The organism is Mariniflexile sp. HNIBRBA6329, assembly GCF_043558645.1.
Lineage (GTDB): Bacteria > Bacteroidota > Bacteroidia > Flavobacteriales > Flavobacteriaceae > Mariniflexile.
This window is the reverse complement of sequence record NZ_JBIFXS010000001.1, coordinates 570291-582895: the sequence shown is the minus strand read 5'-3', so window position 1 is coordinate 582895 and position 12605 is coordinate 570291. Positions and strand designations below refer to the sequence as shown.

General features: G+C 35.8%; 11 protein-coding genes. 5 read left to right on the top strand and 6 right to left on the bottom strand.

Going from position 1 to position 12605, the window contains the following annotated elements; genetic code table 11:
* Window positions 1-31: 31 nt before the first annotated feature.
* The 5 genes from ACGK9U_RS02435 to ACGK9U_RS02415 all read left to right on the top strand — a co-directional run bounded on the left by ACGK9U_RS02435 (window position 32) and on the right by ACGK9U_RS02415 (window position 5350).
* On the top strand, window positions 32-1123 hold the full coding sequence (locus ACGK9U_RS02435; RefSeq protein ID WP_394464773.1) for a CNNM domain-containing protein: 1092 nt from the start codon (window positions 32-34) through the stop codon (window positions 1121-1123).
* The gene (locus ACGK9U_RS02430; protein WP_394464772.1) at window positions 1123-1596 is read left to right on the top strand and encodes a methylated-DNA--[protein]-cysteine S-methyltransferase; all 474 of its coding nucleotides are present in this window, start codon (window positions 1123-1125) and stop codon (window positions 1594-1596) included. The genes ACGK9U_RS02435 and ACGK9U_RS02430 overlap by 1 nt, the downstream gene beginning before the upstream one ends.
* A 144-nt stretch (window positions 1597-1740) precedes the next feature.
* Window positions 1741-2886 (top strand): serine hydrolase domain-containing protein, encoded by a 1146-nt coding sequence (locus tag ACGK9U_RS02425; protein ID WP_394464771.1) that lies wholly within the window; start codon window positions 1741-1743, stop codon window positions 2884-2886.
* Window positions 2883-3596: a 3'-5' exonuclease gene (locus ACGK9U_RS02420; protein ID WP_394464770.1), complete on the top strand. Its 714-nt coding sequence runs from the start codon at window positions 2883-2885 to the stop codon at window positions 3594-3596. The genes ACGK9U_RS02425 and ACGK9U_RS02420 overlap by 4 nt, the downstream gene beginning before the upstream one ends.
* A 74-nt stretch (window positions 3597-3670) precedes the next feature.
* Entirely contained in the window at window positions 3671-5350 is a 1680-nt protein-coding gene (locus ACGK9U_RS02415; protein WP_394464769.1) for an ABC transporter ATP-binding protein, read from the top strand.
* A 327-nt stretch (window positions 5351-5677) separates the two neighbouring features.
* Here the strand turns inward: ACGK9U_RS02415 and ACGK9U_RS02410 are convergent, their stop codons facing one another.
* The 6 genes from ACGK9U_RS02410 to ACGK9U_RS02385 form a co-directional block, all read right to left on the bottom strand.
* Complete coding sequence (locus ACGK9U_RS02410; RefSeq protein WP_394464768.1) at window positions 5678-6331, bottom strand: 3-oxoacid CoA-transferase subunit B; 654 nt, start codon at window positions 6329-6331, stop codon at window positions 5678-5680.
* 92 nt (window positions 6332-6423) lie between these two features.
* Window positions 6424-7125, bottom strand: a complete 702-nt coding sequence (locus ACGK9U_RS02405; RefSeq protein ID WP_394464767.1) for a CoA transferase subunit A — start codon at window positions 7123-7125, stop codon at window positions 6424-6426.
* Window positions 7126-7213: 88 nt separating this feature from the next.
* The gene (locus ACGK9U_RS02400) at window positions 7214-9544 is read right to left on the bottom strand and encodes a penicillin-binding protein 1A (RefSeq protein ID WP_394464765.1); all 2331 of its coding nucleotides are present in this window, start codon (window positions 9542-9544) and stop codon (window positions 7214-7216) included.
* A gap of 49 nt (window positions 9545-9593) precedes the next feature.
* Window positions 9594-10088 carry a gliding motility lipoprotein GldH gene (locus ACGK9U_RS02395; RefSeq protein ID WP_394464764.1) on the bottom strand — a complete coding sequence of 165 codons (495 nt, stop codon included), beginning with the start codon at window positions 10086-10088 and terminating at the stop codon, window positions 9594-9596.
* Window positions 10075-11340: a stage 0 sporulation family protein gene (locus ACGK9U_RS02390; RefSeq protein WP_394464763.1), complete on the bottom strand. Its 1266-nt coding sequence runs from the start codon at window positions 11338-11340 to the stop codon at window positions 10075-10077. Before ACGK9U_RS02390 ends, ACGK9U_RS02395 begins: the two co-directional genes overlap by 14 nt.
* A gap of 137 nt (window positions 11341-11477) precedes the next feature.
* Window positions 11478-12551, bottom strand: a complete 1074-nt coding sequence (locus ACGK9U_RS02385) for a rhodanese-related sulfurtransferase (RefSeq protein WP_394464762.1) — start codon at window positions 12549-12551, stop codon at window positions 11478-11480.
* Window positions 12552-12605: the final 54 nt, after the last annotated feature.

Here is a 12605-nt window from a genome sequence, read left to right as displayed (position 1 = left end):
ATATTCTTAAATTAGCAAAAACCTTACGCAGATGACGCTTCTTATTATTTACGCCATTATATCCATCTTTTTTTCATTTCTCTGTTCCATTTTGGAAGCAGTTTTATTATGTGTAACACCCACTTTTATTAACATAAAAAAGAAAGAAGGCAGAGGCTATGCAACAACTTTAGATGCCCTAAAAAAGGATGTTGACAAACCACTTATTGCCATTCTTACGCTAAACACCATAGCGCACACTGTTGGTGCCATTTTGGTTGGTGTACAAGCAGAAATAGTTTTTGGAAATGGAGACAATGCCATCATGATTGTATCGGCTGTTATGACGTTTCTAATTTTGGTGCTTTCGGAAATCATCCCTAAAACCATTGGAGCTACCTATTGGAAAGGTTTGGCAAACTTTACGGCAAAAGCGCTCAATGTTCTTATCTTTCCTTTAAAATATACAGGCATTCTTTGGTTGTTGCAGTTAACAACAAAATTAATTGGTGGAAAAAATGCCCATGTAAGTACCGTAAGTCGTGATAGTTTTTTAGCTATGGCAGATATTGCCCATGAAGAAGGGGTTTTTCAAGAATCGGAAAGCAAGGTGATTAAAAACCTTATCAATTTCAAGAAGATTTTTGCAAAAGACATCATGACACCAAGAACCATTATGGTATCAGAAGATGAAAATACTTCGGTAAAAACCTTTTTCGAAAAAAATCAAAACCTACGTGTTTCACGAATACCCATTTATTCAGAGAACCCTGATAATATTACAGGATTGGTTTTAAAAGATGATGTTTACAAAGAAATGGCGCTAGATCATGATGAAAGAACCTTAGCCGATATTAGAAGGAACATCATTATTGTAGAAAGAAAACTTCCCCTCCCTACGCTATTTGAGAAATTGGTAGAAAGTAAAAACCACATGGCATTGGTGGTTGATGAATATGGTACAGTATCAGGGTTGGTAACCATGGAAGATGTTATTGAAACACTTCTTGGGTTGGAAATTATGGATGAAAGTGATAATGTGGAAGACTTACAACTGCAAGCCCGAAAAAGTTGGGAACAACGCGCCAAACGCCTGGGGATGATTAATGATGAAGACAATTCTAAATCTGAAGACCAAAAATAATGGAAACCTGCATCATCAAATCGCCTTTGGGTTTTACCAAAATCGTTGGTGATGAGGAAGGTATTACTTCAGTGATTGTGCTTAATTCCGAAGAAAAAATAACTGATATCATTCCTGTTGAATTGGAAGATTGCGTGTTTCAACTTAACGAATATTTTGAAGGATCTCGCACACAATTCGACCTTAAATTAAATCCTGAAGGTACCGATTTTCAAAAACAAGTGTGGAAACAGTTGGAGCAAATTCCTTATGGAAAAACCATTTCTTATTTAGAACTTTCTAAACAATTGGGCGATGTAAAAGCCATTCGAGCCGTTGCTAGTGCCAATGGTAAAAATCCGTTATGGATTATCGTTCCGTGCCACCGTGTTATTGGTACCGATGGTAGTTTAACAGGTTACGCCGGGGGCTTACACCGCAAGCAATGGTTGTTGGAGCATGAAAGCCCTTTTAAGCAACAATCTTTATTTTAGTCGCAAATTAGAAATACATAAAATATTTCCTATATTTAATTCAACTAAACGTACTTACATAAAACATCCATGATCAAATCATGTTCCAGCAATGTAAATGATTCTCTGGATGTACCATATGATCTTAAAAAACAATAAAAATATATGAAATTCTTAAAAAAACTCCTTAAATGGTTTCTTATTACAATAGGAGTCATTATAATTCTGCTTTATGTTTTCGATTATAGCTATATTTTAAAAGGGGTTCGTGTGGTTTATTTTACGGGTCACAATACGGCTTTTATAGATGATTACCCCTATTTTGAAAATGATACCATTAAAAAAGGAACCCATACCAATCCTTGGCCTTACCACAAAGCATATAACAGTGTCAAAGAAACCAAAAAACTTTCTGAAGTACATAAAGATTGGGGCACCATTGCTTACCTCATTATAAAAAACGATAGTATTTGGTTTGAAAATTATTATAATGGATTTAGTAATGATTCCAAAACCAACTCGTTTTCCATGGCAAAAAGCATTACAACCTCCTTGCTAGGTAAAGCCATTATGGAAGGCTATATTAAAAGTTTAGACCAACCCTTAAGCGATTTTTACCCAGAATATAAGGATGCCAAAACAACGGTGGGCGATTTAGCTTCTATGGCTTCTGGTCTAGATTGGGTTGAAGATTATACAGGCCCATTTTCCATTACTGCTAGAGCTAATTACGACGATGATTTAGCTGAAACCATGTTAAACCAAAAAATAGTAGAAACACCCGGTAAAAAATTTAAATATTTAAGTGGCGACACACAGCTTTTGGGAATGGTTATTCAAAAAGCAACGGGGAAATCGTTAGCCAATTACCTTTCTGAAAGTTTCTGGGAACCTATGGGTGCTACCGAGGATGCACTTTGGCAATTGGATGATGGCAAACACCGTTTAGCAAAAGCATTTTGCTGTATTTCCAGCAACGCTAGGGATTTTGCGCGCTTTGGGAAACTCTATAAAGACCACGGCAAATGGAACGGTAAACAATTATTGGATTCGGCCTTTGTTGCAAAATCCATCACACCACGTTTTAAGGAAAGTCCGCAATACGGTTACGGTTGGTGGCTAAAAGATATTGGTGACAAACATTTTTTTATGATGCGCGGTCACCTTGGACAATACGTTATTGTAGAACCTAACGATAACGTGATTATTGTGCGTTTAGGACATAGAAAATCGCCCGACCAAGATGTGGGGCAATTTACCAATGACATTACAGTTTATATTGAAGAAGCTTATAAAATGCTTGAAAAATGATTTCGAAGCTCCATTTAGAAAACATCTTATTTCTAGATATTGAAACCGTACCAGAAGTTCAATATTTTTCTGAATTAGATGAAACAAAACAAGCGTTGTGGGAACACAAATCGAAATACCAAAGAAAGGACGATGAAACGGCCGAAGATTTTTACGAACGTGCAGGCATTTGGGCTGAATTTGGGAAAATAGTATGTATTTCGGTGGGTTATTTTACCTTACGTGGCGATATGAGGAACTTTAGAGTGACCTCATTTTATGGTGATGAAGTTAAAATTTTAAAAGATTTTAAAAACTTGCTCATTTCGCATTTTAGTGAAACAAAACATTTACTTTGTGCGCACAATGGTAAGGAATTCGATTTTCCGTACATTGCCCGACGTATGATAATCAATAACATTGAATTACCATATAAACTCAACCTTTTTGGAAAAAAACCTTGGGAAATTCCGCATTTAGACACCTTAGAATTGTGGAAATTTGGCGATTATAAATCTTATACATCCTTAAAATTATTAACCAATGTGTTAGGCATTCCATCACCAAAAGATGATATTGATGGCAGCGAGGTTTATAGGGTGTATTATGAAGAAAATGAAGTTGACCGCATTATTATTTATTGTGAAAAAGACACCATTGCCGTGGCTCAAATATTTTTACGTTTACGTGGTGATGACCTTTTAACCGAAGACGAAATTATTCATATATAATTAGACCTCACAGGTTTTGAAAACCTGTGAGGTCTTCTTAAAATAAAAAAAGCAACCATACTATTTATTTGCAAATGCCTCAAAACACCATCTTATCGATCAACAACCTTTCTATTTCCTTCGGAGAAAACGAAGTGATCCATAACATTTCCTATCATTTAAACCAAAATGAAATATTAGGAATTGTAGGTGAATCGGGCTCTGGAAAATCGGTGTCTTCACTCGCCATATTAGGCCTGCTTCCAAAGAAAATTTCAAAAATCACCTCGGGAAGTATTGTATATAAGGATGAAGATTTAACCACACTTTCATCAAAAGCATTCCAAAATATAAGAGGCAAAAAAATAGCGATGATTTTTCAGGAACCCATGAGTTCTTTAAACCCATCCATGACCTGCGGAAAGCAAGTTCAGGAAATACTATTACAACACACCAAATTATCAAAACAAGAAGCAAAAATAGAAACCCTTTCGCTTTTTGAAAAAGTAAAACTTCCTGATGTTAAGCGTGTTTACGATGCATACCCACATGAAATTTCGGGCGGACAAAAGCAACGGGTTATGATTGCAATGGCCATTAGCTGCAAACCCGATATTTTAATTGCCGATGAACCTACAACAGCTTTGGATGTTACGGTTCAAAAAAACATCATTCAATTGCTAAAAGAACTGCAAGTTGAAACCCAAATGAGCATTATTTTTATTACCCACGATTTGTCTTTAATATCAGAAATAGCAAACCGCGTATTGGTTATGTATAAAGGTGATATTGTAGAACAAGGCGCTGTTTCAACCATATTTAAAACACCTCAACATAATTATACGAAGGCACTTATTAATTCGCGTCCATCATTAAAAACACGCTTAAAAATATTGCCAACTATTAAAGATTATTTGGAAAATACCACCAAACACGAAATTATAACACAAGAAGAGCGCCAATTAAATCACAAAAAACTATACAGCAAACCGCCTTTATTAGAAGTTATAAATGTTGAAAAAGAATATATTTCAAAATCGGGTTGGTTTACAAAACCACAATCGTTTAAAGCCGTTAACGATGTGAGTTTTAAATTATATGAAGGCGAAACCTTGGGCTTGGTAGGCGAATCGGGTTGTGGAAAATCGACCTTAGGAAATGCCATCCTTCAGTTGGATAAAGCCACCGCTGGACAAATTTTATACAAAGGTATTGATATCACAAAGCTTTCAAAAGCAGAAATTAAAAAACTAAGGAAAGACATTCAAATTATTTTCCAAGATCCGTATTCATCATTAAATCCGAGAATTCCTGTGGGTGAAGCTATTATGGAACCCATGATAGTACATAAACTTTATAATAATGATACAGAACGCAAAGAAAAAACCATTGAAATTTTAAATAAAGTAGGTTTATCTGAAGATTATTTTAACCGTTATCCGCATGAGTTTTCGGGCGGACAACGCCAACGTATTGGTATAGCTAGAACCATTGCTCTACAACCTAAATTGATAGTGTGTGATGAGTCGGTGTCAGCATTGGATATATCAGTGCAGGCGCAGGTTTTAAACTTATTAAACGCCCTTAAAGAAACGTTTGGTTTTACCTATATTTTTATATCGCACGATTTGGCAGTTGTAAAATATATGAGTGACCAATTATTGGTAATGAATAAGGGGAAAATAGAAGAATTGGACGATGCAGATATCATTTACGCATCGCCCAAAACAGACTATACTAAAAAATTAATTGACGCCATCCCTAAAGGATTATAGCATAAAAATTTTCTTAGTTAAATACAATAAACTTCTTAAAAATTGTAAATTCTCGCGAACAGTTTCCTTGAATTTACTTTCATTTAATGTAGGTTGTTCAGGTAGATTTGTTGCAAAATTCATAGGCTTCAAGTTTATGGTAGATTTGGGGAAATCTATTATTTTGTTTGGTTTCTTTGGGTACTGCTAATATGAAATAAAATTTCAATATATCAGTTAAAAAACACAAAAAATCGATTAAGTGTTCAAATTTTTAACATTTAATCGATTTTCAACGGATTTTATCGCTTGTAAAGTATTTTAAATGCCCACCTCTTCACAAAAAATTTAAATAATCATTTCAGGAATATCGCCTTCAATAATTAAAGTACCTTCGGTAGCTTTCTTAATTTCATCTACCGAAATCCCCGGAGCACGTTCTAATAGTTTAAAACCTTGTTTGGTCACTTCAATAACGGCTAAATTGGTGACAATTTTTTTAACACAACCAACACCCGTTAATGGTAACGTACATTTTTTAAGCAATTTAGACTCGCCTGCTTTGTTGGTGTGCATCATGGCAACAATGATATTTTCTGCACTGGCCACTAAATCCATGGCGCCACCCATGCCTTTAACCATTTTTCCGGGTATTTTCCAATTGGCTATATCGCCATTTTCAGCTACTTCCATGGCTCCCAAAATAGTTAAGTCTACATGTTTGCCCCGAATCATTGAAAAGCTTAAAGCGGAGTCGAAAAAGCTCGCTCCAGGTAGTGTTGTAATGGTTTGTTTGCCTGCATTGATAACATCGGCATCTTCTTCCCCTTCAAAAGGAAAAGGCCCCATGCCTAAAACACCATTTTCACTTTGAAATTCTACTTCAATATCATCACGAACATAGTTTGCAACCAAGGTCGGAATACCTATACCGAGGTTTACGTAGTAACCATTTTTCACTTCTTTAGCGATTCGTTTTGCTATGCCTATTTTGTCTAACATAATTTTGTCATTCCTGCGAAAGCAGGAATCTTTTTAATTGAAATTTTTATATCTTAAAGTGGATTCCTGCCTTCGCAGGAATGACAAACACTTTAACCTCTTTGTCTAACAGTTCGTTGCTCAATACGTTTTTCATAATTTTCACCTTGGAAAATACGCTGTACAAAAATTCCTGGAATATGAATTTGATTGGGATCTAAACTTCCCAAAGACACAAGTTCTTCTACTTCGGCAACTGTTATTTTTGCTGCACCACACATCACAGGATTAAAATTTCTAGCAGTTCCTTTAAAAATTAAATTGCCAGCCGCATCGCCTTTCCAAGCTTTTACAAAGGCAAAATCTGCTTTAAAAGCATGCTCTAACACATACATTTTACCATCAAATTCACGGGTTTCCTTTCCTACGGAAACCTCAGTTCCATAGCCTGCAGGTGTGTAAATAGCAGGAAAACCTGCTTGCGCTGCTCTGCAACGTTCAGCTAAAGTACCTTGCGGAATTAACTCAACATCCAATTCGCCAGAGAGCATTTGGCGTTCAAACTCATCATTTTCACCCACATAGGAGGAAACCATTTTTTTTATTTGACGCTTTTGGAGGAGTAAGCCCAATCCAAAATCGTCAACACCCGCATTATTGGAGATACAGGTTAACCCGTTTACACCAAGTTTTACTAACTGAGAAATGGCGTTTTCTGGGATACCGCTTAACCCAAAACCACCAAGCATAAAAGTCATGTTGCTTTCAACACCATTAAGTGCTTCTTCTACATTAGATACTTTCTTATTGATCATTATAAAAGTTTTTCTTCACTAAAAATACGAAATAAAAAAGCCATTCAAAAAAGAATGGCTTCGCAATTTTATTTATCAATATATATAACTAAAAATTCAAATCATCTGGTGTACTTCCAGAATTTCCACCTTCAACATAATTCCCTGAACTTTTCGAACAATCTACATTAATGGAAAGGTTAAGTGGTGCCTGAAAATTACCGGTTGATACATCTAAAGTTTTATCTTCAAGGCAGCTTTTCATGTATAAAGCCCAAATAGGTAATGCCATAGAAGCTCCTTGCCCATATGCAATAGACCTAAAATGAGCCGCCCTATCTTCTGCTCCAACCCAAACACCTGTTACCAAATTTGGCACCATGCCCATAAACCAACCATCACTTTGGTTTTGGGTCGTTCCTGTTTTACCTGCAATGGGGTTTGTAAACCCATATGGGAATCCTGTTATAATTTCTTTATAAATACCATAAGGTTCTCCAGTTCTTCTTAACCTTGCACCAGAACCAAACTGTGTAACACCTTCTAAAAGCTTAACGGTTACATAAGCTTCTTCTTCACCAAGAACATCACGTGTTTCAGGCTTGAATTGATACAATACAGTTCCGTTTTTATCTTCAATCGTGGTTACCATTACGGGTTTTGTATACACTCCTTTGTTGGCAAAGGCTGCATAAGCTCCTACCATTTCGTATACGCTTAAATCGGCAGTTCCCAATGCAATGGATGGTACCGCAGGAATATCAGACTCCACTCCTAATTTTTCGACCAAATCAATTACAGGTCGCGGCCCTACTTTATCCATTAATCTGGCTGTAATGGTGTTTACAGAGTTTGCTAAGGCATCTTTTAACGTTCTTGTTCCGCCATAATCGCCTCCGGAATTTTTAGGACACCAATCTTCTACATTTCCATATTTGCCTTTTTCTATACAGAAAGGAGTATCTGGAAATACATCGCAAGGTGAATAATGCAATTGGTCTATAGCTGCTGCATAAACAAAAGGTTTGAAGGTAGAACCTACTTGACGCTTCCCTTGTTTCACCATATCGTATTGAAAATGTCTGTAATTAATACCGCCAACCCAAGCTTTTACATGCCCTGTTTGAGGATCCATAGACATCATGCCTGTACGTAAAAACGTTTTGTAATAGCGAATGGAATCTATAGGCTTCATTGTAGTATCTATTTCGGTGGCTTTTCCTTTTTTCCAAGCGAAAATTGACATTTCTGTAGGTTTGTAAAACGATGCCTCTATTTCTTTATCGGACTTACCTAAATCGTATTTCATCTTCCTCCAACGCTCCGATTGTTTCATGGAGCTCTTTAACAAAGATTGTATTTCTTCTTTGGATAAGTCTATAAATGGTGCTGTCGCGTTTCTTTCGGGTGTATTTTGTTTAAAAAATTCGGCTTGCAACCTAGACATGTGTTGCTGCACCGCATTTTCAGCATATAACTGCATTCTATAATCGATAGTAGTATGAATTTTTAAACCATCATTATATAAATTCCATTTAGTGCCATCTGGCTTCGGATTGTTTTTTATCCAATCTTTCATAAAACCATCTAAATAGGTTCTAAAATAGGTTGCTAGTCCTTCGCGATGGGATTCTGGCGAATAGTTTAAATCCAGTGGTGTTTTTTGAAGTGAATCTTTTACTTTTTCATCAATAAAATCATACTTTTCCATTTGTGCCAACACTACATTTCTTCTTTGAAGTGTAAGCTCTGGACGCTTTCTTGGATTGAAAAATGAAGAGTTTTGAAACATCCCCACTAACATGGCAGATTCTTTTAAATCTAAATCTTTAGGCTCTTTTCCAAAATAAATTCTAGCGGCACTTCTAATACCATCGGCATTGTTTAAAAAGTCGTAAATATTAAAATACTGTGCAATTATTTCTTCTTTGGTATATTGACGTTCTAAACGAGTGGCAATAATCCATTCTTTTATTTTTTGGGTAAGTCTGCCCGCTTTATTTTTTGAACCTTCACCGTGAAACAATTGTTTTGCTAATTGTTGCGATATGGTACTGGCACCACCGCCACTACCCATTTTTACGATGGCTCGTAAGGTTCCAACAGCATCAATCCCTGAGTGTTTATGAAAACGCGCATCTTCAGTAGCAATTAAGGCATCTATTAAATGTTGTGGCAATTCTTCATACTCTACCGGTGTTCTATTATCATTTAAATAGAATTTACCAAGCGTTTTTCCGTCAGAAGAAATAATTTCGGCCGCTAAATTTGTTTTTGGATTTTCTAGGATGGTATGGTCGGGCATCTCACCAAAAAGACCCCAAGAAGCTAATAAGAAAATTAATATTGCGAATAGGATACCTCCTGAAAATAACATCCAAAACCAACGGATATATTTAGAAAAGTCTTGAGTTTCTGGTGCTTGTTTTTTTGTTGCCATGTACTATGATTAAAACACTTCGACTGGGCTTAGTGTAACAATTATTACTTTATTTTTTCTCTGGTTTTTCAATTCTAAAACCGACATCGGTAATCCCTTCAAGCTCAACAACACCATTTACTTTTCCGTTTTCCCGCATAGCATGTTGGATATTAACCATATATTCTCCTTTTTCCTTAAAAACAACCTGTTCTTTATACCAAAGTTTGTTTTCTTTTATATCGGTTACTCCAGTGCCTAAAAGCTTTCCTGTAGGGTCGGCCATTTTATATTCTAAGGTATCTTTAACTGTTTTTCCATGCGGAAAAACCATTTCAACAATTAAAAACAAATTGTTGTATTTGTAAGCATTTGTATTTCTTAAATTAACGAACAAATTGTAGGCGTTTATAGAGTCTGGTGCTTTAATATTAAAACTAACAACAGAATCCTTATGCCATTTATTTGCTATGGGTTGATATACATCAAAAACACGATTGGGGTCACAAGATGTAAACACAAAAAAAACTATCAAAAAAAACAAAGGCGCACTATTTCTCAACATTTTTAGTGTTTTGAGGTTTATTTCTATTTTTTTTGTTTCTGTTATTGTTTTTCTTAGCACCTTGAGCTTGCTTTGTATTCGTATTAGCTTCGGGTGCTGTGTTTTTATTGTTTCCTTGATTTGCTTTACGTTTATTGTTTTTACGTTTTTTATTAGGTTTTGGACTATCAAAACGTGTTAAACTATCTTGACCTACAACGTTTTCAAATTCGGCTTTAGTATCTTGAGTAAGTTCTACTGCATATTCTTCTAAACTAGCAACCTTTTGGTTTTTCTTGTTTAAGGCTATAATTTCGTTCGCTTGTACATTGGTTATTGTATGCCAATTTGCCCATTCACCTTCGTAAGCATACCACATATGCCCTTTGAAAATATCGGTTTTTTGGCACACGGCGGTACCTTTTTCGGTTTGAAGTTTTATTTCTGTTTTAGGAAAGCCTTTAAGTGCGTCTAAATAGCTATCCAACTCATAATTTAAACAACATTTTAGTTTACCACATTGCCCTGCTAGTTTTAACGGGTTTAACGATAATTGCTGGTAACGGGCTGCCGATGTACTTACCGAACGGAAATCTGTTAACCATGTAGAACAACATAATTCCCGCCCACAAGACCCAATGCCACCAAGTCTTGAAGCTTCTTGACGAAAGCCAACTTGTTTCATCTCAATTCGGGTTCTAAACTCGCGTGCAAATACTTTAATAAGCTCTCTAAAATCTACGCGTTCTTCAGCGGTGTAATAAAAAGTGGCTTTACTGGCATCGCCTTGAAATTCGATATCAGAAATTTTCATTTGCAACTTTAAATCGATGGCGAATTGACGCGCACGCACCTTCATAGGTTCTTCTTTTTCGCGGGCTTCTTTCCAAATATCAATATCTTTTTGACTTGCTTTTCTGTAAATTTTTAGAATTTCTTCGGGAGTTTCTGAAATGTTTTTACGCTTCATTTGAATACGCACCAATTCCCCCGAAAGGGTAACCATCCCTATATCATGACCAGATTGTGCTTGTGTAGCTACAATATCGCCAATACTTAATGTTAAATTTTCGGTATTGTGATAGTATTCTTTTCTACCATTTTTAAAACGGACTTCAACCCAATTAAACGGTTTTTCTCCGTTAGGAAGCGCCATGTTGGCAAGCCAATCGAACACGGTTAGTTTATTACAACTATCTGTTCCGCATGTGCCATTATTTTTACATCCTTTTGGTTGACCGTCTTTTCCAGTTGAACAACTGTTACAAGCCATAAGTTTTTATATATTGATTCCGACTAAAGCCAGAGCTTCACCGGAAGAAGGTTCATAATTCTTTTAAAACGTAAAGATAAGATTATTCTAAAGACTTAAAGCAAAGAATTTTTAAGATCGTATTTCAAATAAAAAAACTACTTGTTTTGCTTCTGAAAATGATCAAAAATATTTCTTAAATCCTTTTTATGCGGCAAATGGTCTGCACGCCCTTTTTTAAAGATGTCATTGCTATTGCCCTGTCCTTTACGCAGTTCCTTCTGTTCTTCATAAGGCAAACGGTTTATCTCCATACAAGTTGTGGAACAGCAATTTTCCATGTCTTCCTTGCATTTTGGACATTGAATAAATAGCAAATGGCAAGCTTCATTGGCGCAATTGGTATGCACATCAAAAGGTTCTCCACATTGGTGGCAATTAGCTATAACATCATCGCTTATTTTTTCAGCACGTCTGTCATCAAACACAAAGTTTTTTCCTAAAAATTTATTCTCTAATTTTTGTTCATTTACTTGTCTGGTGTATTCAATAATGCCGCCTTCTAATTGGTACACGTTTTTAAAACCTTTATGCTTAAAGTAGGCACTGGCTTTTTCGCAACGAATACCACCGGTGCAATACATTACCAAATTTTTATCTTCTTTGTGGTCTTTTAAGTCTGCTTCAATAATATCTAAGGAATCTCTAAACGTATCCACATCGGGTGTAATGGCATTTTTAAAATGGCCAATTTCACTTTCGTAATGGTTTCGCATATCCACCAATACGGTATTTTCATCTTCAATAAATTTGTTGAAATCTTCCGCTGCCAAATGAATCCCTTTGTTGGTTACGTCAAACGTATCATCATTTAAACCATCGGCAACAATTTTGTTACGAACTTTCACTTTTAGCTTTAAAAACGACTTGTTATCTTGTTCAATAGCGATATTCAATCGGATTCCTTTTAGAAAATCGATGCTATCTAAGTGTTCTTTAAATTCATTAAATCGGTCGGCAGGCAAAGAGAGTTGCCCGTTAATACCTTCGTGAGCTACATAAATTCTACCCAACACCTCTAAAGCGTCCCAGGTTAAAAATAAATGGTCTCTAAAAATTTGTGGATTTTCAATTTTAGCGTACTGATAAAAAGAAAGTGTCAAGCGTTTTTTTCCTGCTTGGTCTATTAATTCGGCTCTTTCTTTTGCGCTTAATTTATTGTACAGTTGCATGCTATACTAATGTTTTAAGGTTAAAGATTATTTTAAGGGGCAAAGGTACAATTT